The sequence below is a fragment of the Streptomyces sp. NBC_01465 genome, assembly GCF_036227325.1.
GTDB lineage: Bacteria > Actinomycetota > Actinomycetes > Streptomycetales > Streptomycetaceae > Streptomyces.
Genome location: NZ_CP109467.1, coordinates 2688446 through 2710603, shown reverse-complemented (window position 1 = coordinate 2710603; position 22158 = coordinate 2688446). Strand labels below are relative to the sequence as shown.

26 protein-coding genes and 1 tRNA gene are annotated in these 22158 nt (G+C 70.6%); 26 read left to right on the top strand and 1 reads right to left on the bottom strand.

What is annotated here, in order from left to right; translation table 11 throughout:
* Positions 1-68: 68 nt before the first annotated feature.
* From OG707_RS12460 to OG707_RS12355, 22 genes are all read left to right on the top strand, one after another.
* Positions 69-389, top strand: a complete 321-nt coding sequence (locus OG707_RS12460) for a hypothetical protein (protein WP_329117477.1) — start codon at positions 69-71, stop codon at positions 387-389.
* Positions 386-988 carry a hypothetical protein gene (locus OG707_RS12455; RefSeq protein ID WP_329117475.1) on the top strand — a complete coding sequence of 201 codons (603 nt, stop codon included), beginning with the start codon at positions 386-388 and terminating at the stop codon, positions 986-988. Before OG707_RS12460 ends, OG707_RS12455 begins: the two co-directional genes overlap by 4 nt.
* The gene (locus tag OG707_RS12450) at positions 985-1965 is read left to right on the top strand and encodes a DUF2637 domain-containing protein (protein ID WP_329117474.1); all 981 of its coding nucleotides are present in this window, start codon (positions 985-987) and stop codon (positions 1963-1965) included. The genes OG707_RS12455 and OG707_RS12450 overlap by 4 nt, the downstream gene beginning before the upstream one ends.
* Positions 1965-2327 carry a hypothetical protein gene (locus OG707_RS12445; RefSeq protein ID WP_329117472.1) on the top strand — a complete coding sequence of 121 codons (363 nt, stop codon included), beginning with the start codon at positions 1965-1967 and terminating at the stop codon, positions 2325-2327. Before OG707_RS12450 ends, OG707_RS12445 begins: the two co-directional genes overlap by 1 nt.
* Positions 2324-3022 carry a hypothetical protein gene (locus OG707_RS12440; protein ID WP_329117470.1) on the top strand — a complete coding sequence of 233 codons (699 nt, stop codon included), beginning with the start codon at positions 2324-2326 and terminating at the stop codon, positions 3020-3022. The genes OG707_RS12445 and OG707_RS12440 overlap by 4 nt, the downstream gene beginning before the upstream one ends.
* Before the next feature lie 29 nt (positions 3023-3051).
* The gene (locus tag OG707_RS12435; RefSeq protein ID WP_329117468.1) at positions 3052-3603 is read left to right on the top strand and encodes a hypothetical protein; all 552 of its coding nucleotides are present in this window, start codon (positions 3052-3054) and stop codon (positions 3601-3603) included.
* 25 nt (positions 3604-3628) lie between these two features.
* Positions 3629-3979 (top strand): hypothetical protein, encoded by a 351-nt coding sequence (locus OG707_RS12430; protein WP_329117467.1) that lies wholly within the window; start codon positions 3629-3631, stop codon positions 3977-3979.
* A 136-nt stretch (positions 3980-4115) separates the two neighbouring features.
* Positions 4116-6377, top strand: a complete 2262-nt coding sequence (locus OG707_RS12425) for a cell division protein FtsK (protein WP_329117465.1) — start codon at positions 4116-4118, stop codon at positions 6375-6377.
* A 141-nt stretch (positions 6378-6518) separates the two neighbouring features.
* Positions 6519-6770 carry a hypothetical protein gene (locus OG707_RS12420; protein ID WP_329117463.1) on the top strand — a complete coding sequence of 84 codons (252 nt, stop codon included), beginning with the start codon at positions 6519-6521 and terminating at the stop codon, positions 6768-6770.
* A gap of 20 nt (positions 6771-6790) precedes the next feature.
* A complete protein-coding gene (locus OG707_RS12415; protein ID WP_329117461.1) occupies positions 6791-6982 on the top strand; it encodes a hypothetical protein in 192 nt (63 codons plus the stop codon).
* A gap of 17 nt (positions 6983-6999) precedes the next feature.
* Positions 7000-7188, top strand: coding sequence for a hypothetical protein (locus OG707_RS12410; protein ID WP_329117459.1), 189 nt, complete (start codon positions 7000-7002; stop codon positions 7186-7188).
* Between the two features lie 15 nt (positions 7189-7203).
* Entirely contained in the window at positions 7204-7809 is a 606-nt protein-coding gene (locus tag OG707_RS12405) for a hypothetical protein (RefSeq protein ID WP_329117457.1), read from the top strand.
* The gene (locus OG707_RS12400; RefSeq protein ID WP_329117455.1) at positions 7806-8150 is read left to right on the top strand and encodes a MazG-like family protein; all 345 of its coding nucleotides are present in this window, start codon (positions 7806-7808) and stop codon (positions 8148-8150) included. Before OG707_RS12405 ends, OG707_RS12400 begins: the two co-directional genes overlap by 4 nt.
* 2 nt (positions 8151-8152) lie before the next feature.
* Entirely contained in the window at positions 8153-8479 is a 327-nt protein-coding gene (locus tag OG707_RS12395; RefSeq protein WP_329117453.1) for a hypothetical protein, read from the top strand.
* Positions 8480-8485: 6 nt separating this feature from the next.
* Positions 8486-8689: a hypothetical protein gene (locus OG707_RS12390; RefSeq protein ID WP_329117450.1), complete on the top strand. Its 204-nt coding sequence runs from the start codon at positions 8486-8488 to the stop codon at positions 8687-8689.
* Between the two features lie 19 nt (positions 8690-8708).
* Complete coding sequence (locus OG707_RS12385) at positions 8709-9233, top strand: hypothetical protein (protein WP_329117448.1); 525 nt, start codon at positions 8709-8711, stop codon at positions 9231-9233.
* Between the two features lie 86 nt (positions 9234-9319).
* Entirely contained in the window at positions 9320-10813 is a 1494-nt protein-coding gene (locus tag OG707_RS12380; RefSeq protein ID WP_329117445.1) for a DNA cytosine methyltransferase, read from the top strand.
* Positions 10814-10912: 99 nt separating this feature from the next.
* On the top strand, positions 10913-11368 hold the full coding sequence (ssb, locus tag OG707_RS12375; protein WP_329117443.1) for a single-stranded DNA-binding protein: 456 nt from the start codon (positions 10913-10915) through the stop codon (positions 11366-11368).
* A 182-nt stretch (positions 11369-11550) separates the two neighbouring features.
* The gene (locus OG707_RS12370) at positions 11551-12405 is read left to right on the top strand and encodes a bifunctional DNA primase/polymerase (protein ID WP_329127753.1); all 855 of its coding nucleotides are present in this window, start codon (positions 11551-11553) and stop codon (positions 12403-12405) included.
* Positions 12402-13949 (top strand): YfjI family protein, encoded by a 1548-nt coding sequence (locus tag OG707_RS12365; protein ID WP_329117441.1) that lies wholly within the window; start codon positions 12402-12404, stop codon positions 13947-13949. The genes OG707_RS12370 and OG707_RS12365 overlap by 4 nt, the downstream gene beginning before the upstream one ends.
* A gap of 331 nt (positions 13950-14280) precedes the next feature.
* The gene (locus OG707_RS12360; protein ID WP_329117439.1) at positions 14281-14478 is read left to right on the top strand and encodes a helix-turn-helix transcriptional regulator; all 198 of its coding nucleotides are present in this window, start codon (positions 14281-14283) and stop codon (positions 14476-14478) included.
* Positions 14478-15866, top strand: a complete 1389-nt coding sequence (locus OG707_RS12355) for a tyrosine-type recombinase/integrase (protein ID WP_329117437.1) — start codon at positions 14478-14480, stop codon at positions 15864-15866. The genes OG707_RS12360 and OG707_RS12355 overlap by 1 nt, the downstream gene beginning before the upstream one ends.
* A gap of 196 nt (positions 15867-16062) precedes the next feature.
* Here OG707_RS12355 and OG707_RS12350 read toward each other — a convergent pair.
* Positions 16063-16138 (bottom strand) — tRNA-Arg (locus OG707_RS12350).
* A 348-nt stretch (positions 16139-16486) separates the two neighbouring features.
* Here OG707_RS12350 and OG707_RS12345 point away from each other — a divergent pair.
* The 4 genes from OG707_RS12345 to OG707_RS12330 all read left to right on the top strand — a co-directional run bounded on the left by OG707_RS12345 (position 16487) and on the right by OG707_RS12330 (position 22022).
* Positions 16487-18073, top strand: a complete 1587-nt coding sequence (locus OG707_RS12345) for a dynamin family protein (protein ID WP_329127750.1) — start codon at positions 16487-16489, stop codon at positions 18071-18073.
* 78 nt (positions 18074-18151) lie between these two features.
* Entirely contained in the window at positions 18152-19891 is a 1740-nt protein-coding gene (locus OG707_RS12340; protein ID WP_443071482.1) for a GTPase, read from the top strand.
* Positions 19892-20000: 109 nt separating this feature from the next.
* A complete protein-coding gene (locus OG707_RS12335; protein ID WP_329117433.1) occupies positions 20001-20420 on the top strand; it encodes a single-stranded DNA-binding protein in 420 nt (139 codons plus the stop codon).
* A gap of 201 nt (positions 20421-20621) precedes the next feature.
* Positions 20622-22022: an LAETG motif-containing sortase-dependent surface protein gene (locus OG707_RS12330; RefSeq protein ID WP_329117431.1), complete on the top strand. Its 1401-nt coding sequence runs from the start codon at positions 20622-20624 to the stop codon at positions 22020-22022.
* Positions 22023-22158: the final 136 nt, after the last annotated feature.

The window sequence follows — 22158 nt, the reverse complement described above, 5'->3', positions numbered from 1 at the left end:
GTCGCCGTCTCGCCAAAGCCGGGCGGCCGTACGGGCTCTGCGTCCCTTCGACATCAGGAGTGATCCCTATGCGTGCCTACATCGGCCGCCACCAGGTCGTCAGCACCGACGACTTCATCGAACTCGCCCTTGGCACCCCCGTTGAGCTGTGGCTCGGGGTGGAGGGCGAGAGCGAGTTGGACCGCCTGGCCCGCGAGGACGCGGCCCGCGACATCCTCGCCGAGGACCCCGGCCTGCCGGACCGCGTCAGCCAGGTCGCCGCGCAGGCCATCGAGACCTACGCGCCGGAGCTGTTCAACGTCGCCCTACTGATCCGCCCGCTCTCCCGCAGCACGGCACACGCCCTCCCGCTGGGCATCACCCGGCGCGGCAAGGGGGTGGCGGCATGAGGGCCACCGCCCCCGCCCCGGAACTGCTGGCGGACCACCGGGGTACGCCCCGGCCGACGCTCCACATGCCGCTCAGCTACGAGCAGGCCCGTTTGGGCCTCGCGTTCCATGAGGCCGGTCACGCCGTGCTCGGTATGGCCTACGGCATGCACGTCCAGACCAGCGAGGTCATCGCCTGGTCCCCCGAACCCGACAAGTGGACGGTCACCGGGAACACCACGTGGGGGACGTGCAATGTCGACCAGTGGCAGTTCGCCGCGCAGGCGGCGGCCGGAGAGATCTGCCACGTGCTGTACCTGATGACCTGCGGCCTGTGGACCCCGGACCGGGCAGCTGCCTGCGCCTCCCCGCATGACCGAGAGCAGGCCATCGACGTGCTCGCCGAGTTCGGCTACCGCATCGGTCGCACCTACGTACCCGAGGGCGGCAAGTCCTGGGGGATGGTGCGCGGGATGGCCCGCCGCAAGGTCGGCTACCTCTGGCGCGAGATCCGCACCGTGGCGCATGCGATGAACGAGCACACCGTCCTGACCGGTGCGGACATCGCCGCCCTGACCGGCATGACCAACGCTCCCCTCGCAGAGGGGGCGACGTCATGACGGCAGCCATCGAGACGACGCCACCGCGGGTGCCGCCGCTGACCCGCCCTGAACTGGGCTTGGCCGGGGTGGGTATCGCCGCCGCGGCCGGAGTTGGCGTGCTGGGTCTGGCATCGTCCTTCGACTCCGTGTCAGCCGCCGCACTGTCCTGGGGCTTCAGTGCTCCGTGGATGCTGCCGATCGGTATCGACGTCGCCATCCCGGTGTTCACCCTGGCCAACCTGCTACTGATCCGCACCGACATGCCTCTTGCGTGGGTGCGGTTCGTGCCGTGGGTGCTGACTCTGATCACGTGCGGGCTGAACGTGGCGGCCGGGCATTCGCTGTCCGCGAAGGTCGCGCATGGCACGATGCCGCTGCTGTGGGTGGTCTTCTCCGAGATCGCCGCCCACATCTACGCCTCACGGATCGGTGCGGTGACCGGACGGCGGATGGAGAAGATCCGCCGCTCCCGGTGGCTGCTGGCCTTCCCCTCCACCTTCGCCCTGTGGCGGCGGATGACGCTGTGGGAGATCACCTCCTACTCCGAGGCCCTCGCCAAGGAGCGGGAGCGGCAGCTGGCCCGCGCGCAGCTGCGCCAGGAGCACGGGTGGCGGTGGAGGTCCAAGACCCCGCGCCCCGAGCGCGTGTTGCTCAAACTCGGAGAGCTGAACCCGCCGAGTGAGGAGCTGCCGCCCCTCCCCCCGCCGAACACCGAGCCGGACAAGGACCGGGCGCCCAAGGTGCCGCGCAAGCGCGCCCCGAAGGCGAAGGCGTCGAAGGGTGCACGGACGGCGGCGGAGTTGCTCGCCGAGGCCCGCACGGCCACCGCCACATGGGCGGACGCGGAGATCAACGCGGAGGCCCTGCGGACCACGCTGCGCTGTTCGGCTGCCAACTCCCGTGCGCTGCGCGATGCGCTGCTGGGGGAGCGGGCGGAGGGCAAGCGGCTGCACGCCGTGGACGACGACGGCAACGGCGGGGAGGTGGCTGCGTGATGTCCGATCCCATCGTGGCCGCCGACCTGTTCCGCACCGTGATGGCGGCGGCCGGCGGTCGCTGCACCTGCGCCGGGGCGTGCGGTTCTCCGCACGCCAAGACCGAAGGCCGCTGCCCGCGCGAGCACAACACCTACGCGGCCAACCGGCCGGTGCGGCTGATCGCGGCTGCCGCCGACCCGCTCACCCCCGACCGCCAGGCCGCTGCCCTTCCGGGCAGCGAGCTGCGGGCGTGGTGCCCGGAGTGCTTCGCCGCCGCCCGCCGCATCGCCCGACGTGAGCACGCCCCCGCACCGACCACCGACCAGGGCGGGCTGTTCGATCTGCCCGCCCCGGGCCAGAGCGAAGGAGACGCGGCATGATCGGCCCGATCGCGGACTTCCCGCACCTGCTGAACCAGCTCAGCGGTCACATGCACCCGCTGAGGCATGACATCCCGCATCTGAACGGCATCTACTTCGAGGCCACCGGGACGCACCTGTACGCGGTCGCCACCGACCGGCACACCCTCGCCGTGGTCAAGCGCCCGTTGGAGGCGGGACCGGAGCGGGAGTGGGAGGCGTTCGTGACGGCCGATGCGCTCAAGTCGGTGCGTGCCTTCGTCCGGCTGAACCGGCGCGAGCCGATCTACCTGGACTACGTCAGGGGGATGTACGACGACGTGCTCAGCGTGACAGCCGGACGCCAGACGCTGGCTGTGCCGACGCTGGACGACCAGGAGCTGGGCAGTCCCTGGCGCAGCGACAACCCGAAGTGGCTGTGGCGCAACGTCCTCACGGACGCGCTGGCCGGCGCCCCCGACCTGCGGCAGGAAGCCCACTTCTCGCCCCGCCTGCTGGCCCGCTGGGGCACCGCGGGCGGAGCGGTCGGTCATGAACCGCTGACCGTGTGGGCGGCCGGTCCGAACCGTCCGCTGGTCATCGCCTGCGGCACCGACTTCATCGGTCTGCACATGCCGATCCGGGTGGACGGCTCCATCGTCCACCCGCTGAAGAGCATCCGCGCCGACTGGGCCGACCTGGCCCCCGCAGCCTCCCGCGACCAGCACGCCGCCTGAACACCTCACCTGCTGAAGGAGATTGACCGATGAAGGTCACCACGCACCGGCTGTTCGGGCAGCGTCACATCCTGCGCGAAGTGCAGTACCTGGCCCCGTACGCGGCCCGCCTGGTCGAGCGCCACGTTCCCGGTCGCCTGCCGAATGTCGAGATCGTGCTCACCACCCCTGAAGGGATGACCGAACTCACCGTCGACTACGCGGCCGCGGTCACCGGGGCGAGCGTCACGCCGAAGGTGCGGGCGAAGGCGCAGCGCGAGCTGCGCCGCGAGGACCGCCGCGCCTACGGCAAGGCCCTGCTCGCCCCGTCCGGGGCGGTGGTGCTGCTGAATGCCCGCCAGGTCACCAACTCGACCGTGATCGCGGAAACCCTCGTGCACGAGCTCGTGCACACCGTGCAGTTCACCCGCCACGGAGTGCGCGAGCTGATCACCGCCTCGCTGCGCGAGAACCTCGGCATCGAGCCGATGCCCCGGCGCGAGGCACGCCGCTACGACCGGCTGCTGACCGCGCACGAGAGCGAGGCATACCGCACCGAATCCAACCTTGCCCCGCAGCTCACCACACCCTCCGCCGCCTGACCGTCCATCGCACGAGGAGACCGAGATGACCAGCCGCACCGAACAGCCCGTCGCCCCCATCACCGCCGAACAGCGCCGCGAGGACCGTAACCGGCGTCGTCGCGTACAGCGCCGTATCGAAGGCCGACTCCGCATGGCCCGGCACGCCGCCCACGAGCTCATCACGTACGGCAGGTGGATCGACAACGAGCCCGCCGCGACCGCGCAGGACGTCATCGCCCAGACCGGCTTCATGTACGGCGGCTACCTCGATGGCGTGCCGATCACGACCGTGGAGGCGGAGATCGCCCTTGGCTTCGCGAAGGACCTCGCGGCGTCGTTCGAGGACAACCAGCGACCGGTCCGCGAGGCCGCGCGCCGCATCCTCGCCGCTTGAACAGCACGACAGCCCCGATGGTCGCAGGACCGGTTCGACTCCGGCCCGGGGCACGCACAGGCACAGCGGGGTCCGGACGGTAGGCCGTCCAAAGCGCCGTCCGGACCCCTTCCACTCCCTTTCGGAAGGACCTTCAGTGAAGCACCCCGACGACGACAACGAACTCTTCAACCGGCTCGAAGCCGAGATGGCCCCCGACTTGGGCGGTGAGGTGGTCGACCTGAAGTCGGCCCGCACCGCCCGCGACCAGTCGGCCACACCCGCCCCCGACTCTGACCCGACCGGGTCGGTCGACTCCGCCCCCGACTCCTTTGGTGCCCCGTCGCCCGATCCGACACCCGGACCGTGGTCGGGGGAGTCGGGCGACCCCACCGCGCCCGTGATGGTGGATCCTCCGGCCGCGAAGGCGACCGGCCCCGGCTACCTGGGTCGCCTGCTCGCTGCCCAGCGGCGCCCGGTCGTTCCGCTGTGGCTGCGGTCCGTGGCGGAGCTGAAGACCGCCACCGGGTGGGTGGCCCGCCACTACGTCCACACCCTCGGCTACCACGCGCTGCGCTCCCCGGTCTACGCTCTGCGGCTCGCCCTTCAGGCGCCGTCCGGTGCGGCGAAGTTCGTGGGCGCTTCCATGCGGTGGATGGCCGACCGGGAGGGCGAGCCGGTGCGCCTGGCCGCGGTTCGCCGCGAGGACGCGGGCGAGTACCTCAAGCTGTCGCGGCAGCGTGATGGCCGGGTCCGGCTGCGGACCCTGGCCATGGTGCTGGCGACGTTCATCGGAGTCGGTGCCGCGCTCGCCCTCTACGTGCTGGCTCCGGGCTGGCTTCAGGCCGTGTCCGTGGGCGCGGTCACGATGGCGCTCGGGGTCGCCGGCGGCAAGGCGGATGACCCGGTCATCCACCGGGCGGTCGAGATGCCCAAGGCGGTCAAGCTCACCAGCGACATTGTGCTGCGCGCGCTGGGAGCCCTCGGCATTCCGGCGATCAACCAGGCGCAGGGCAAGGGCCGGGACGGGTTCGAGTTCACCGCCCCGATCACCCGGGACGGTCCCGGCTGGCGGGCGGAGGGCAACCTGCCCTACGGCGTGACCGTGACCGACGTCATCGAGCGCCGCGACCGCCTCGCCTCCGGGCTGCGCCGCCCGCTGGGCTGCGTGTGGCCCGAGGCGGTGCCCAACGAGCACACCGGGCACCTGGTGCTGTGGGTCGGCGATGAGGACATGTCGACCGCGAAGAAGCCCAAGTGGCCGCTGCTGAACAGCGGCAGCGTGAACCTGTTCAAGCCCGTCGCGTACGGCACCGACCAGCGGGGACGCTGGGTCGAGGTCACCTTGATGTACATCGCGGGCATCATCGGCGCCATCCCGCGCATGGGCAAGACGTTCCTGCTGCGTCTGCTGCTGCTGATCGCGGCCCTGGATCCGCGAGCTGAGCTGCACACCTACGACATGAAGGGCACCGGCGACCTGGACCCGGTCGGCAACGCCGTCTCCCACCGGCACGCGGCGGGCGACGACGACGAGGCGATCGCGTATGCGCTGGCGGACTTCCGCGCACTGCGCGAGGAACTGCGACGGCGCACCAAGGTGATCCGCTCCCTGCCCCGGGACATCTGCCCAGAGTCGAAGGTGACCAGCGAGCTGGCCGACAAGCGCTCGCTCGGTCTGCACCCGATCGTGATCGGGGTGGACGAGTGCCAGGTGCTGTTCGAGCACCCCAAGCACAAGGACGAGTTCGAGGAAATCGCCACTGACCTGGTCAAACGCGGCCCGGCCACCGGCATCGTCCTCCTACTCGCCACCCAGCGACCCGACGCGAAGGCCCTGCCCACCGGCATCTCGGCGAACGCCTCCGCCCGCTGGTGCCTGAAGGTCATGGGCCAGCTGGAGAACGACATGGTGCTGGGCACCTCCGCCTACAAGCGCGGGGTGCGGGCGACCATGTTCGCCTGGGGCGACAAGGGCATTCACTACTTCGTCGGTGAAGGCTCCGATGCCCGCATCGTGGGCTCCGCGTACGTGGACGGCCCCGGCGCCGACCGCATCGCCGCCCGCGCCCGCAAGGTCCGCGAGAGCGCCGGAACCCTGTCCGGGTACGCGCTCGGGGAGGAGCCGCAGGTCGTGGTCGGCGGCTACGACCTGCTCTCCGACCTGCTCGCCGTCATCCCGGTCAAGGAAACCAAGGTCTGGTCGGAGACCGTCGTGGCCCGCCTCGCCGACCTGCGCCCCGAGGTCTACGACGGCTGGGAGCCCGACGGGCTCGCCGCGGCCCTCAAGCCGCACGGCATCGCCACCATCCAGGTGGGCCGCCGGATCGAAGGCAAGTTCACCAACAAGCGCGGCATCGACCGCTCACACCTCACCACCGCGATTGCGGAGCGTGACGGAAAGCGGGACGCGAGCTGACCGCTCGGGGCCGCTATCGATATCGGCGCACCCCGCTATCGATAGCGGCCCCGATAGCGCCCCAAACCCCGTCTGATCAGGTCGCTAGTACATAGCGGCCCACCTGCGGAAACCCCTGAAACCCGCCCGTGGAGGCCTCTCATGCCCCCTGTTCTCCTGGCTATCGCCTGCCTGTTCGCAGTCACGCTGTGTTACGCGTCGGTGTGTGCGGCGAGCCCGTTCGGCAACTGCCGCAAGTGCAAGGGCCACGGCCACATCGTGAAAATCACCCGCCGCGGCACAGCCCGGCGCGGCAAGGACTGCCGCCGCTGCAAGGGCCACGGCAAACGGATACGCGTCGGCCGCCACCTCTACAACCTCGCCGCCCGCATCCACCGCGACGGCACCCGATGACCCCCAAGGAGCACCCCGCCATGCCCAACACCCCCGCGACATCGGCCCCGCCCGTCATCGTCGTCGTCGACGAAGGGCAGGACTTCCGCTCCCTCCCGGACACCGCAGCCAGCGCCACGGTCCGCGTGACCGTGGAGGAACTGATGCGGGTGGCCGCTGAGATGCGACACCGGATAGAGCACCGCACCGTCTGCACCCACCGCCCGCACTGATCCGAAAGGAGCCTGCCGTGGCCCTGACCGTCTCCCTGGTCTTCCTCTTCGGCCTGGTCCTGTTCTTCCTGCTGCGCTCCAACACCCTCGGCTACGGGGCCGCGTTCGTCGCCGTGCTCTTCGGCTTCTACCTCGCTTCCACCGGCGCCGCAGGTCCCATCAACCAACTGACCCGCGCCGTCATCGACGCCATCCCCAACCTGTAGAGGAGAAGCCCGGTCATGAACGAACCGATCCTCGCCCACAACCTGCTCACCCTCATCGCCCCCAAAGCCGCCCCCGCGCTGGCCACCTCCACGGTGCTGATCCTGGGGCGGATCTGGAATGCCAACGGCGCCGAACACTCCGTCGGCAACGCCGCGTTGATGGTCGTCCTCGCCACCGGATCGGCGGCGGCCGGCGCCGCCTCCTCCAAGGGCTGGTCCGGCGACAGCGTGATCGCCGGAACCTGCTTCGCCACCTCCGGAGGCCTCGCCCTCGCGGGGGTCGCCGGGTACGCGGACGGCATCTCGCTCCCGCTGCTGCTGTGGGTCCTCGCGACGGCCGTCGCCTACGGGCTCGCGGCCCGCTACTGGCGCACCGACCGACGCGAGGCCCTGGCGCACGAGCGGCACACCACCGAACGGCACCAGGAGCACGCGCACATCGAGCGCGTGGAAGCCCTGCGCGCCGGAGCCCAGATCGAATCCGCACGGGCGGGCGCCGCGTACGCGGAACAGCTCGCCACCGCGCTCATCACCCGCGCCACCCTCCCCGGCTACGACCCCGCCGCCCTCACCAAGGCGGGACTGCCCGAACTCCCCACCGCTGAGAGGAAGTCCATATGAACACCGCCCTGTGGCCGATCGTGGCCCACATCACCGCCACCTTGAACCAGGCCAACGGCACCGGCGAACACGAGATCGCCATGCGCCTGCTGAAGGTCACCGAGGAAGCGGGCGAAGTCGCCGCCGCGTACATCGGCAGCACCGGCCAGAACCCCCGCAAAGGCACGACCCACACCACCCACGACGTGGCGCAAGAACTGGCCGACGTCATCATCGCCGCCGCGGTCGCCCTGCACTCCCTGACCAACCAGGCGCCCGCGGTCCTGGACGCCAAACTGCACGCCGCCGCCCGGCGACTGCACACCGATCCCGCACTGCCCGCCACCAAGCGCGACGCCTAGCCATGGCGGAGCCCCGGTTACTCATCTGGCGCGACACCGGGCACTTCGACCGCTTCAACGACCGGCCGTGCACCCTGTGCGGCAAAGCCACCCCGCTGCGCTCACAGACGAACGAGCCGGTCCACAAGGTATGCGCCGAAGCGTGGAACGCCGCCTACCCCGAGGCGCCCCGCCACCGGTCCGGGAAGCGGGATCTGGGCACTGTCCGCTTCCACGACGACGCCCCCACCACCGCCAAACAACCGGCCGCACGGTCCGCGACCCCACCGTCCACCCGCACCGCACAGCCCGAACTCCTCCTGCTCGCCTCTGAGATCACTAAGGAGTGATGCCCCATGGCCTGCCGCACCTGCACCGGCCACCACCCCAAGCCGCTACGCACCTTCCCCGCCGGAAACCCCCGCGCCTCGCTGCTCGCCGCACACGCGGCGACCGAAGCCCGGAACGAAGCTGCCGAGCCCGTGCACGTCCACTACGACGCGACCACGGACACCTTCGTCGTCGTCCGCACCCACCCCGCCGCCGCGCTCGCGGCCTGAACACCCGGAAGGACAGATCGTGTTCGAGATCCGCGTCATCTGCACCCAGAACGAGACTGCTCAGATCATGCACACGTTGGAGCGGACGTTCCTCGCCAAGTCGGTGCGCCCGCGCCCCACCCGCGACGGGCAGGGCGTGCGCCTGTACGTGTCGGCCGAACTGCGCCCCGAGCCCAACCGCTGGCCCACCCCCGAAGCCGCGTACGCACTCGCCCCGCCGGTCGTACGGGAGATCGGCTGGACTGCGGAGCGGGCCCGCACCCACCTGCACGGCCGCGCCGTGGACCGGGAGTTCTGGCTTCGCAAAGCCGCCCTGCTTGACCGCCTGGCGCTCGATGACGAGCAGGCGGGCATCTACGCGGATGCGACCGAGGTGGCGGTGAATGCCGGCCGCCGCCTGCTGGACATCGACCGCGAGGGCCCCGGACCGTTCGGCCTCGGAGAAGGCCCGTACACCCCGCTGCACCCGGACAGCGCGGCCGAGCCGCGCGGCTATGTCCGCCAGGAGTACGCGATCTGGGTCAAGTCCCACACCTCGAGGTAGCTGTGCCCGGGGTGGGTGTCGTCTCGCCAAAAGCCTGCACCCACCCCGGCCCTGCGTCCCTTCGATCACCTTCAGGAGAGCAAGCAGTGCTGACTTTCACCGATCTGTTCTGCGGAGCCGGCGGCTCCTCCACCGGCCTGGTCGCGGCCGGACTTGAGCTGAAGCTGGCCGCGAATCACAGCAAGGTCGCCATCTCCACCCACGCCGCGAACCACCGCGACGCCGACCACCTGTGCGCCGACATCGACCACTACGACATGCGCCGCCTCCCCAGGACCGACATCCTGTGGGCCTCGCCGATCTGCACCGAACTGAGCCCGGCCGGCGGGCGCCGTCGCGCCAAGGTCTCGCGCGGGCAGCTCGCCTTCGAAGAGGAGGGGTCGATCGCCTCCGACACCTTCGAGCGCACCCGGGCCACCTTCTGGGACGTCCTGCGCGCGGTGGAGGTCCACCGGTATGCGGCCGTCCTGGTCGAGAACGTCCCCGAGGCGGCGGACTGGGAGCTGTTCGACGTCTGGGTCTCCGGCATGCGCGCCCTGCGCTACCAAGTTCAGTTCGTGTCAGTCTCCTCCGCGCACATCGGCGGTCCGGGCAACGAACTCGCCCCGCAATGGCGCAACCGCATCTACATCGCCATGACCCGCGAGGGCGTACCCCTGCCCGATCTGGAACCCCGCCCACTGGCCTGGTGCCCCACCTGTGGCACCGACGTGGCGGCCATCCAGTCGTGGAAGAAGCCCGGCGCACGCCACCTGGGCAAGTACGGGCAGCAGTACGTCTACCGCTGCCCCAACGGGGGCGTCTGCCGCCACCAGGTGGTGGAGCCGTACGTGCGCCCGGCCGCCGACATCATCGACTGGACGAACCTCGGAGTGCGCATCGCGGACCGCGCCACGCACCGCCTGCCGCCGCTCGCGGCGACCACTCTGCGCCGCATCCAGGCGGGCCTGGACATGCTCGGACAACGGCGCATGGTGCTGACCGTCAACCACGGCGGCCACGACGGGCGAGCCGTCCCCGCCGACGGGGCGCCGCTCGCCGCCCGCACCGCCAAGATCGGCGATGCGCTGCTCATCCCTTCGGGCGGGACCTGGAACACCACTCCGACGACCACGGGCGAGCCGATGCGCACCCGGCTTGCCAACCCCAAGGGCTTCGAGGCGCTTCTGACACCGCCGCACGCGGAAGACGCGTTCATGGTCACTTTGCGGCGCAACGCCACCCCCACCCCCATGGACCGGCCCGTGGACACGGTCACAGCCTCCGGGCGGCATCACTGGCTGGTCGTCCCGTACCGCAACGCGGCCACCAAGACCACCGGGGAGCCGCTGCACACCCTGGGCACGGTCGACTCCGCCGCCATCGCCTCCCCGGCCCTGGTGCTGGAGGAGTGCCGGTACCGGATGATCCAGCCCCGCGAACAGCTCCTCGCGCAGCGCTTCCCCACCGACTACATCGTCCACGGCACCAAGGGCGAACAGACCATGCAGGCGGGCAACGCCGTCTCCTGCAACGTCGCCCAATGGCTCGGAGAGCGCGTGAGCGAGGCGCTCGCGCGGACAGCGGCGCACGCGGCCTGACGGTCCCCCGTATCGCCCCGCCCCGACCCGGGCACACCGCGGTCGGGACGGTGCGGGGGACCGGACAGCCCGGACCCGCACCGCATTTGGAGGAATCCAATGTCCGTGGGAGACACCCCTATCACCGTCGTCGGCAACCTCACCGCTGACCCGGAACTCCGCTACACCACTGGCGGTGACCCGCTTGTGAAGTTCACCGTCGCCTCCACCCCGCGCAGCTACGACAAGGCCAGCGGGCAGTGGAAGGACGGCACCGCGATGTTCCTGCGCTGCACCGCCTGGCGCACCCTGGCGACCAACATCGCCGAATCCCTCGCCAAGGGCACCCGCGTCGTCGTCTCCGGGCGGCTGCGCCAGAACAACTGGCAGACCCCCGAGGGCGAGAACCGATCGATGCTCGCCCTGGAGGTCGACGACATCGGGCCGTCGCTGTACTTCGCCACGGCCAAGGTCGAACGCTCCCAGCGCACCACCACCGCCCGCACACCCGACGCATGGAACACCGCGCCCGCGGGCTCTGCCCCGGCGGCTGGGGGCGACGAACCGCCGTTCTAAATGTGCCCGGGGTGGGTGCCGTCTCGCCAAAGCCTGCACCCACCCCGGCTCCGTGTCCCTTCGACAGAAACAGGAGAACCCCCAGCATGACGCAAGCCAACCCCCGGGCGCGAGGGGCCCATCGTCCCGCACACCCCGCCCCACACCGGCCCCGCGACGTCGCGGGCAGCGACCTGCTCACCATGGCGCTGCGCCTCGCCGCATCCGGCGTGCCGGTGCTACCCCTGCGCGTGGGCAAGGCCCCGTTCGGGAACTGCCCTGCCTGCGCACACAATGCGTGCGGCGGGCGCCCGAACATGAAGACCACCGGCCCCTGCCAATGCCCCCAGCCGTGCCACGGCTGGGCAGCGGCGACCACCAACCCTGGTGTGCTCACGTCGGCACCGTGGACTGCTGTGTGGGGCCAGGCCACGGCCCTCGCCTACCACCCCGGCGGCGCCCGGCTCACCGTCGTCGACCTGGACAACGAGGCGGCGGTCACCTGGGCCCAGGAGCACCTGCCGCCGACCCGGACCGTAGCCACCACCCGGGGTCAGCACTGGATCTACACCGGCACGATGCGCTCAGCGAACACCGTGCGTCCCGGCATCGACATCAAATCCCGGATGTCCTACGCCCGTTGGCTGGGCTCCGGGATCGGTCGCATGGCGCCGCTGCCCACGGCCGTACGCGCGTTGGCTGTGAGGGAAGAAACCACCCCCGGGCGCGGCGGGGTGGTCTCTTCCGTCCCGGTGCGCGCGGCCTGGGATCAGACCGTGGCCACCGGATGCCGACACACCGCCAACTACGTGCGGACCGGACTGGAACGCGGGCTCGCCCTGGTGCGCGCACGCACCGAATCCGGCGCCGCCTCCCAGGCGTTCGGCGTCGCGCAGTTCCTCGCAGCCCAGCACACCCAGTGCCCCGGCCCCTGCGGACTGGACGTACTGGGCTGGGAGATCACCGCCGCCGCTGTCTCCGTCGGTGTCCCCGAGACCTACGCACATCGGGCCGTCACCAACGGCCTGAACCCCACCGGCGGCGGAGGAACGTCATGACCTCCCACACCCCCGCGCCCGACCTGTGGACCGGAGCGGACACGACAGAGCAGGCCCGGCCCGCCGAGCCGGTGTGGGAGGAGCCGATACCGCTCACCGGGAAACGCGATTTGCCGCCCTTCCCCGCGCACGTCCTGCCCGCGTGGCTGGGGCAGTTCGTGAGCGCGGTCGCGGAGGAGACCCAGACCCCCGTCGACCTCGCCGGATCCATCGGCCTGTCCGTCCTCGCGGCAGCGGCCGGCGGGCGCGCGGTTGTCTGGATCCGGGGCAACTGGCGCGAGCCCACCAACCTCTACGTGGTGTGCGCGCTGCCTCCGGCCAACCGCAAATCCGCCGTCTTCGCCCTACTCACCGACCCGCTGTACGAGGCGGAGAAGCAACTCCAAGCTGCGGTGGCCCCGGCCATCGTGGAAGCGGCCATGACCGCGCGCATGGCCAGGGAAGCTGCCGACAAGGCCGCGGCCAAAGCGGCAGGCGCCGAAGGGTCCAAGCGCGAGGAACTCACAGCCCAGGCAATCAGCCTGGCGCAGACCGCAGAAACGCTCTCCGTGCCGGTCGAACCGCTGCTGCTGGCGGACGATTCCACCTCCGAGACGGTCACCTCACTGATCGCAGAGCAGGGCGGGCGGCTCGCGGTGATGTCCGCCGAGGGCGGCATCTTCGACATCATCGCCGGACGGTACTCCGGGGCCCCGAACATGGAGGTATTCCTCAAAGGCCACGCCGGGGACCGGCTGCGCGTCAACCGCCAGACCCGCCGCGAATACATCGACCACCCCGCCCTGACCATCGGCCTGGCCGTGCAGCCCGACGTGCTGCGCGACATTGCCAAGGTCAAAGGGTTCGACGGGCGCGGGCTGCTGGCCCGCTTCCTGTACTGCCTGCCCAAGTCCCTGGTGGGAGAGCGGAAGGTCATCACCGATCCGATCCCCGAAACGACCGCGACCACCTACGCGCGCAACATCATCGACCTCACGCTGTCCCTAGCGGAGTGGACCGACCCCGCCGTACTCCAGCTCAGCCCCGAGGCCGACAAGGCCCTGATCGGGTTTCAGCAGCGGGTGGAGCCCCAACTCGGGGCACGCGGCGGAGCCTTGGGGCACATCGCGAACTGGGCAGGGAAGCTCGCCGGGGCGGTCGCTCGGATCGCGGCCCTGCTGCACCTGGCGGAGCATCTCGACACCGGGCACACCCAGCCCATCACCGAGACCACGATGAACGCGGCCATCACCCTCGGGGAGTACTTCACCGCCCACGCGCTCGCGGTCTTCGACGTCATGGGCGCCGACCCCACCGTGAGCCGCGCACGCGCCGTACTGGACGTTCTGCGCGCCGAGGACTGGACGGACGTCAGCCGCCGGGACCTGTTCACCAAGCTGTCCCGCAGCGAGTTCCCCAACGTCGCCGACCTGGAGCCCGCCACCACCCTGTTGGAGGAACACGGATTCCTCCGCAGCTACCTCCCCGAGCGCACCGGGACCCGCGGCCGGCCGCCCGCACCCCGCTACCGCCTTCACCCCACGCTGACCGGAGGCGACCTGTGACAGCTCCGGCAGGCCCAACCCCCGCCGCACAAACCGCAAAAAAGCAAAAAACCCCGGACCCCGCCCCCCACCTGCGGCAACACCCCCCGGCCGCCCGGGGCGGGGCCCTCCCGCACAAACCCCCGGTAATTCCGCAAAAATCCCGCACCCCTTACACCCCCGGCCGGACGCCCCGCCGGGCCGCTGAATTTTGCGGAATTTCGCAGATTTCTGCGGGGGCTCCCACCGCACAAAACCCGCCCACGTTCCCGCAGGTCAGCGGCCCCCCGGTGGGACCCACAGCTTTTTGCGGTTTGTGCGGGGCCTTCCCTCCCAGCGAGAGGACCGAGACGTGACCACAGCAGCCAGCCCGCGAGCCATGCTCACCCTCCCCGAGGTGTGCGACGAACTCCGCATCTCCCGCTCGACCTTCTACGACTGGCGCGCCAAGGGCCGTGCCCCGCGCTGCATCAAGCTCCCGAACGGAGACCTCCGTATCCGCCGCGGTGACCTGAACAACTGGCTCGACGACCGGGAGGACCGGGGCTGATGGACACCACGTACAACGTCAAGGTCTGGAAAATCGAGATCTACAAGGGCCAGCGCAAAACCACGTACACGGTGCGGTGGACTGTCGACGGCAAGCGGGAGCGCCGGCCATTCGATACCGAGCCCTTGGCGGACTCGTTCCGCTCCGAGCTCATCAGCGCCATGCGCCGTGGCGAAGCGTTCAACATCGCCACCGGGCTTCCCGTCGCGCGTGAATCGGGAGCGAGCGCGGTGAACTGGTACGGCTTCGCCGTGCAGTTCGCTGACGCCCAGTGGGCGCGGACGGCAGGCAACAGCCGCAAGGTCACCGCCAAGGTCTTGATGGCAACGACCATTGCCCTGCTGCGCACGGAGCCGACTGCCTTCAAGCCGGTTGACGTACGCACCGCGCTGCGGGAGTTCGCCTTCAACAAAGGGCGTCGGAAAGAGGCGCCTCCCGAGGTGGTCGCGATCCTCAAGTGGGTGGAACGCAACACCCTCACCACGGCCGCATGGGAGGACCCCATCAAGATTGAGGAGATCCTCCAAGCCGTTGACACGAAACTCGACGGCAAACGGGCGGCAGCCAGCTCCGTCAAGCGCAATCGCCGGGTCCTGAACGTGGCTATGGAGTACGCCATCAAGCACCGGATCCTGCACAGCAACTCACTGCCCAAGGGAAGAGGCGCAACGCCTCAGACGTCCAATGCGGTGGACCGGCGCGCCCTGATCAACCCGCAGCGGATGGCCCGCATGCTCGACAGGATCAGGCGGCGGCCTCGTGGCGGTCGGAGGCTGTACGCGTACTTCGCCACGGTCTACTACACCGGGCCGCGTCCCGAAGAAGCCGTGGCGCTGTACGTGGACGATGTCACGCTGCCGCCCGAGGACGCCGAAGACCAGTGGTGCGACGTGCTGTTCCACACCGCACAGCCGGAAGTCGGGAAGAACTGGACCGACGACGGCGAGATCCGCGAAGAGCGAGGGCTGAAGGGACGGGCCGAGGACGACACCCGCGTCGTACCCGGCCCACCCGCGCTGACGAAGATCCTCCGAGAGCACATCAAGAAGGAGGAGTTGAAGCCCGGCGACCGGCTCTTCCAGGGCGAGAAGGGCGGGTTCCTCGCTGGGTCGGTGACCCGCCGGGTGTGGAGAAGCGTCCGCAAGGCGGAGCTCACCGAGCGGGAGTACAAGACGCCGATGGGAAAGCGCATCTACGACATCCGGCACACGCGGCTGACGAAGTGGCTCAACGACGGCATCCCGCCGGCGCAGGTCGCGTACTGGGCAGGCAACAGCGTCCCTGTCCTGCTGGCCTTCTACGCGGGCTGCATCGAGGGGCAGATCCCCGACCTGAAGCGGCGCATGGAGGCTCAGGGGGACCTCCCCGAGCTGCCGGAGGAGGACTGACGCCTCAGGAGAACTTCGGGGCGTATTCGGGGGAGCCACCCGCAGAAACCCGGTGACAGCCGGACAGCGCCGGACCCTCCCCGCTCTCACCTGGGGCGGGTCCGGTGCTTATGCGCCCTGTACGGGGCTCTCGCTAGGGTGCCGCTGACCAGCAAAAAGGCCCTCCCCGAGGGAGGGCCGGACGGTGGTTGCACGGTGGTGCCCCCGGCAGGACTCGAACCTGCGGCCAAGTGCTTAGAAGGCACCTGCTCTATCCACTGAGCTACGGGGGCCGGATGGTGGCCTCGGTGGCCTGGAGCCCCGGGTTGGACGGGTGCGTGACCTTGCCGGGGACAAGGATAGGGCTCCGTTCCCCTCGTCCCGGTTGCTTCACCTCCGTGGCACGATGTGGAGGTTCGGTGAAGCGAACCGATAATCGCAGGCAGGTGCGATTCTTGCAGCGCTTTTTGCGCCTCACGCGCCGGGTGTTGTGCACTCGTTATGCCCCTGTCCCACTCGTCCCGTCTGTCCCGGGTGCCTGAACGGTTCCGGATGCCACTGGATGGCCCTGATCGGCGCGCAGAAACGGCCATACGCTTCAAAAACGCACTAAAAACGGGCATTCTTCCCATGTGGTGACCTTGGATGTACGGCCCCAGCTGATCGACGCACTCTCCGTCCTGCGCGACCGGGTGGCGGCCGTGCGCCTTCCGCTTCCCGTCGAGGGGGCGCCGCGTGCGCGGCAGACGCAGACCGAGTTGCTGGCGCAGCTCGACGACTATCTGGTGCCCCGGCTGAGAGATCCGCACGCGCCGGTGCTCGCCGTCATCGGCGGGTCCACCGGCGCCGGGAAGTCCACGCTCGTCAACTCCCTGGTGGGGCGGCGCGTGACGGAGGCCGGGGTGCTGCGGCCCACTACGCGGACTCCGGTGCTGGTCTGCCACCCCGATGATCACCACTGGTTCGCGGGGCTCCGGGTGCTGCCGCAGCTCACTCGCGTATGGCTGCCGCAGCAGGAGGAGCCGGGGGAGGACGGCGACGGGGAGCGGGTCGTTCCCGGGGGTGAGCTGAAGGTTGAGGTGGCCGGGACGCTGCCGCGGGGGCTCGCGCTGCTCGATGCGCCGGACATCGACTCGCTGGTGGCCGGGAACCGGTCGCTGGCCGCCGAGTTGATCTGCGCCGCCGATGTGTGGGTGCTCGTCACGACCGCTTCGCGGTATGCGGATGCCGTGCCGTGGCATCTGCTGCGTACGGCCAAGGAGTACAACGCGACGCTTGTCACCGTTCTCGACCGGGTGCCCCATCAGGTGATCGGGGAAGTCGCGCGGCAGTACGGTGCGCTGCTCACCCGCGCCGGGCTGGGGGAGGTCCCCCGGTTCACCATTCCCGAGCTCCCCGAGTCCGCCGGCGGGGGCAGCGGGCTGCTGCCGACCACCGCCGTCGCGCCGCTGCGCGCGTGGCTCACCCACCGGGCGCAGGACCCCGCCGCCCGCCAGCAGGCGCTGGACCGGACCGCCAGTGGCGTCGTCTCTTCGCTGCATTCGCGGATGCCTGAGCTGGCCGCTGCCGTTTCGGGGCAGTACGCCGCTGCCGTGCGGCTGGCCGGGACCGTAGAGGACGCGTACGGGGAAGAAGGCAAGCGCGTGCGGCGCGAGCTCAAGGGCGGGGCCGTGCTCGCCGGGGATGCCCGGACCCGGTGGCGCGGCTACCCGGTGGACTCCACCGCGGGCGAGCTGCTCGACGCGCTCGTGGAGAGCCTGACCGCGCTCCTGGAGTGCGCCGTTGCCGCCGCCGACGAACGCGTGCGGGAGGACTGGCTGAAGGCGGAGTTGAGTGCTCCGCATCCCGGGGCGGACGAGGCGCGGGAGCGGATCGGCGTCGTCGTACGGCGGTGGCGGCGCGTCCTGGAGGAGCAGGCGGAGGACGAAGTACGGCTGCTGGAACGCTCGGCCGCGCCCGAACCCGAGGCGGTGGCCGCGCTGCTCGCCGCCGCTCTGCTCGGCGGTCGGCGGGCGCGCCGGGCGGGTGAGCGCCTCGCGATGCGGATCGGTGCGCAAGGTGCGCTGCGGCTGCGGGACAAGGGCGCGGTGCTGGTCGGGGACTGCATCGACCAGGTGCTGGACGGGGAGCGCGACCGGCGGCTCGCGCCGCTCGACGCGCTCGATGTCGGGCCCGAGTCGCAGGCCGAACTGATTGCCGCGCTGTCTGTGCTGAAGAGGGAGTGGTGAGTGGTGGCTGAGGTTGTTGAGGTTGACGAGGCAGTTGAGGTTGACGAGGCGCAGGTTGCGGAGGTCGCTGAGGGTGAAGTGACGGTTGAGGAGACCGTGGTCGCACCCGCCAAGGGATGGGACGACGGGTTCATCGCCCGGCGCGCCAGCGAGCGCGGCACCGCGCGGGAAGGCGCGATGCGGCCGCTGCCCGAGGCGTACGCGGATCTGCCGCGTCCGACTTCGTACACCGGTGATCTGCGCGTACGGCTGGACGCCCTGCGGGAGTTGGTCGGGCTGTCCCGCACGCGGCTCGAGGACACGACCCTCGGTGAGGCGGGGCGTGTGCTCGACGAGGCGGCTGCCCGGCAGCGGCTCTCCTCGCAGCACACTGTGGTCGCCATTGCCGGTGCTACGGGGAGCGGTAAGTCGACGCTCTTCAACGCCCTTGCCGGGGTTGCCATTTCGGAGACCGGACTGCGCCGGCCCACCACCTCCGCGCCCATCGCCTGCAGTTGGACGGACGGGGCGGCCGGGCTGCTCGACCGGCTCGGGGTGCCGGGGCGGCTGCGGCGCAGGCCGTGGCAGGGGGCGGGGCCGGGTGACGAGCTCCATGGGCTGGTGCTCATCGATCTGCCCGACCATGACTCCGCCGTCACCGCCCACCGTGAGCAGGTGGACCGGGCGCTGGAGCTGGTCGACGCCGTGGTGTGGGTGGTGGATCCGGAGAAGTACGCCGATGCCGCGCTGCACGAGCGCTATCTGCGGCCGCTGGCAGGGCATGCCGAAGTGACCTTTGTGGTGCTCAACCAGGTGGACCGGCTGCCCGGCGACGCCGCCGACCAGGTGCTCGACGATCTGCGCAGGCTCCTCGACGAGGACGGGATGGCGCTGGGCGAGCACGGTGAGCCGGGGGCGACCGTACTGGCGCTCTCCGCGCTGACCGGGGACGGTGTCGGTGAACTGCGCGAGATGCTCGGGCAGTTCGTGGGCGAGCGCGGGGCCGCTGCCCGGCGGCTGGCCGCCGATGTGGACGCCGCGGCCGACGACCTGCGTCCGGTGTACGTCGCCGAGGGGCACCCGGGTCTGGACGAGCAGGCGCGCGAGGACTTCGGCGCGGGGCTCGGCGAGGCCGTGGGCGCGGCCGCCGCGGGCGAGGCGGCGGAGCGCGAGTGGCGCAGGAACGCCGTGAAGGCGTGCGGGACGCCCTGGCTGCGGGCCTGGCGCTGGTACGAGGCCTCGCGCGCGCCCGGCGGGCCCGAGCCGGTCGTGGAGCCGGAGACGGAGGCGCCCGAGTCGGAGCTCACCGCCCGGCAGCGGGTCGAGCAGGCCGTACGTACGGTCGCGGACGAGGCGTCGGCCGGGCTTCCCGGGCCCTGGGCGCAGGCGGTGCGCGAGGCGGCGGTGCGCGGGGCCGAGGAGCTGCCCGGGGCACTGGACGTGCTGGCGGTCGAGGCCGCGGGCAGCGGGCGGCCGGTGCGGCCCGCCTGGTGGCCCAGCGCGGTGCTCGCGCAGGTGCTGATGACTGTGCATCAGGTGCTGGGCGTGCTGTGGCTGGTGGGCGCCGTGTGCGGGCTGCTCGACGTGTCGCTGAAGACGCCGCTGCTCGTGCTGCTGGCGGGGACGCTCGGAGGGCCGCTGGTGGAGTGGGCGTGCTCGGTGGCGGCGCGCGGTCCCGCACGGCGGTACGGGCAGGAGACCGAGCGGCGGCTGCGGGAGGCGGCGGCCGGGTGCGGGCGGGCGAAGGTGCTCGACCCGATCTCGGCGGAGCTGCTGCGGTACCGGGAAGTGCGTGAGCAGTACGCGACGGTGGCGGGGTTGTCCACAACCGGGCAGTAATCCACAGGCTCCGGCAGGTTCTCCGCGTCCGGTCCAGCATGGGATCACACATTGATCGCAGGGCGGGGACCGGGCGAGGTCCGGGCAAGTGCCCGACGGGGAGGCCGAGATGAGCAACGACACGCTGGTGACGCTGGTGGGGAACGTCGCCACGGAAGTGAAGCAGCACGGGGGTGCGGACGGGGAGGTGGCCCGGTTCCGGCTCGCGGTGGCACCGCGGCGCTGGGACCGGCAGCGGGAGGAGTGGGTGGATGTGCCGGCCAGCTTCTACACGGTGTGGGCGCGGCGTTCGCTCGCTGCCAATCTCTCCAGTTCCCTCTCCATCGGTGAACCGGTGATCGTGCACGGCAGATTGAGGGTGCGCGAGGAGGAGCGGGACGGGCGCTGGCGGTGCTCGGCGGATGTCGACGCGGTGACGGTGGGGCACGATCTGGCGCGGGGGACCTCGGCTTTCAAACGGGTGGTGAAAGTGGAGTCATTTCTGACGGAGCGCCCGAAAGATTCCGTTCCGTATGCGGCGCGCACGTGAAGATGCGGCAATCGGCCCAGGTCGGAGGGGGGTTCGGGATAACGATTCCGAGTCGGAATGGTTGTAGCGCGCATTGAGGGGGGACTCTGATGCGCCTGCGTCTCTAGGATCTGCGGGTACTCACGAGGCAATTGAGTCTGCAGGCGAGGCACTCCCCACTGCGCACACCGCGCGAAAGCGCCTCGCCCGGAGGGGAATTCTGTGTTTTCTGCCATAGGCAGGCGGGGTGTCGCCCGTATCACCACTGCGATCGTTGTTTCTGGTCTGGTCGCGGCGGGGGCGGTGGCCGGAGCGGGTGCGGCCGCCGCGGACGACGCTCCGTCGCAGCAACTGGGCGGCGCGGCCGCCACGATCGACGGCCTGAAGACGTACGACAGCGCCGTCATCCACGGGGACGGCGGCGACCGCAAGGTGTCGGCCGGTCTGTTCGAGATGACGGTGAGCGGCGGCGGCAAGCTGTCGACGTACTGCATCGACATCGGGCACCCCACCAAGGATCAGGCGTCGTACCTGGAGACCCCCTGGGCCCAGACCTCGCTCGGTTCCAACGGTGACGCGGGGAAGATCCGCTGGATCCTGCAGAACTCGTACCCGCAGGTCAACGATCTTGCCAAGCTCGCCCAGGAAGCCGGGACCGGTGAGCTCAGCGAGAAGACCGCTGCCGCCGGCACCCAGGTCGCGATCTGGCGCTACTCCGACCACGTCAAGGTCGACGCGGTCGACAAGCAGGCGGAGCTGCTGGCCGACTGGCTGACCGACCACGCCGCGAACGTCGCCGAGCCCAAGGCGTCGCTCACCCTCGACCAGACCGCGGTCTCGGGCAAGGTGGGCGAGAAGCTCGGTCCGATCACCGTGCACACCGACGCCGACAGCGTGACCGTCGCGCAGGGTGCCGGGCTCGCGGACAGCGGCGTCAAGATCGTCGACGCGGCGGGCAAGCCCGTGACCGCGCCGGTCGGCAACGGGGCCAAGCTCTTCTTCGACGTCCCCGCGGACGCCCAGCCCGGCAGCGGTTCGCTGACCGTGCAGGCCACCACTCAGGTTCCCGTCGGCCGCGCCTTCGCAAGCAGCACCGGCAGCCAGACGCAGATCCTGGCCGGTTCGAGCGAGTCGACCGTCTCGGCCAGTGCCACGGCGACCTGGGCCAAGCAGGGCGCCATCCCGGCGGTCTCGGCCCAGAAGAACTGCGCCAAGGGCGGGGTGGACATCACCGCCGCCAACACCGGCGACGAGGACTTCACCTTCGAGCTGGCGGGCAAGTCGTACACGATCGGTGCCGGGAAGTCGCAGACGGTGACGATCCCGGTCGCCGAGGACCAGGCGTACGACTTCACGATCACCGGTCCCGGTGGTTTCAAGAAGGAGTTCCAGGGCGTCCTGGACTGCAAGACGGCAGCGACCGGCGGCAGCACGCCGACGCCGCAGCCGAGCGCGGCCTCGGTCGGTGGCGCCTCCACGGGCGGCACGGACACCAACCTGGCCGAGACCGGCTCCTCCAGCGCCACCCCGATGATCGCGGGCATCGCGATCGCCCTGGTGGTCCTGGGCGGCGGCGCGGTGTTCTTCCTCCGCAGGAAGAAGAGCGCCGGAAACGCTCAGTAGTCGCTGTGAAGTAGTCGACGCTGAGTAGTCGCAGCGTCACTCCGGCCCCGGTACGCCCTTGGCGTACCGGGGCCGTTTTCGTCAGGGGATGGACGTACGGCAGACTGGGGTGTATCTGCCCACACATCTAATGCCC

Coding starts and splice junctions, on each gene's coding strand:
- OG707_RS12355 (WP_329117437.1), top strand. CDS start 14,478: ATGGACACCACGTACAACGTCAAGGTCTGGAAAATCGAGATCTACAAG.
- OG707_RS12460 (WP_329117477.1), top strand. CDS start 69: ATGCGTGCCTACATCGGCCGCCACCAGGTCGTCAGCACCGACGACTTC.
- ssb (WP_329117443.1), top strand. CDS start 10,913: ATGTCCGTGGGAGACACCCCTATCACCGTCGTCGGCAACCTCACCGCT.
- OG707_RS12390 (WP_329117450.1), top strand. CDS start 8,486: ATGGCCTGCCGCACCTGCACCGGCCACCACCCCAAGCCGCTACGCACC.
- OG707_RS12400 (WP_329117455.1), top strand. CDS start 7,806: ATGAACACCGCCCTGTGGCCGATCGTGGCCCACATCACCGCCACCTTG.
- OG707_RS12435 (WP_329117468.1), top strand. CDS start 3,052: ATGAAGGTCACCACGCACCGGCTGTTCGGGCAGCGTCACATCCTGCGC.
- OG707_RS12455 (WP_329117475.1), top strand. CDS start 386: ATGAGGGCCACCGCCCCCGCCCCGGAACTGCTGGCGGACCACCGGGGT.
- OG707_RS12415 (WP_329117461.1), top strand. CDS start 6,791: ATGCCCAACACCCCCGCGACATCGGCCCCGCCCGTCATCGTCGTCGTC.
- OG707_RS12335 (WP_329117433.1), top strand. CDS start 20,001: ATGAGCAACGACACGCTGGTGACGCTGGTGGGGAACGTCGCCACGGAA.
- OG707_RS12365 (WP_329117441.1), top strand. CDS start 12,402: ATGACCTCCCACACCCCCGCGCCCGACCTGTGGACCGGAGCGGACACG.
- OG707_RS12405 (WP_329117457.1), top strand. CDS start 7,204: ATGAACGAACCGATCCTCGCCCACAACCTGCTCACCCTCATCGCCCCC.
- OG707_RS12395 (WP_329117453.1), top strand. CDS start 8,153: ATGGCGGAGCCCCGGTTACTCATCTGGCGCGACACCGGGCACTTCGAC.
- OG707_RS12445 (WP_329117472.1), top strand. CDS start 1,965: ATGTCCGATCCCATCGTGGCCGCCGACCTGTTCCGCACCGTGATGGCG.
- OG707_RS12370 (WP_329127753.1), top strand. CDS start 11,551: ATGGCGCTGCGCCTCGCCGCATCCGGCGTGCCGGTGCTACCCCTGCGC.
- OG707_RS12430 (WP_329117467.1), top strand. CDS start 3,629: ATGACCAGCCGCACCGAACAGCCCGTCGCCCCCATCACCGCCGAACAG.
- OG707_RS12420 (WP_329117463.1), top strand. CDS start 6,519: ATGCCCCCTGTTCTCCTGGCTATCGCCTGCCTGTTCGCAGTCACGCTG.
- OG707_RS12450 (WP_329117474.1), top strand. CDS start 985: ATGACGGCAGCCATCGAGACGACGCCACCGCGGGTGCCGCCGCTGACC.
- OG707_RS12440 (WP_329117470.1), top strand. CDS start 2,324: ATGATCGGCCCGATCGCGGACTTCCCGCACCTGCTGAACCAGCTCAGC.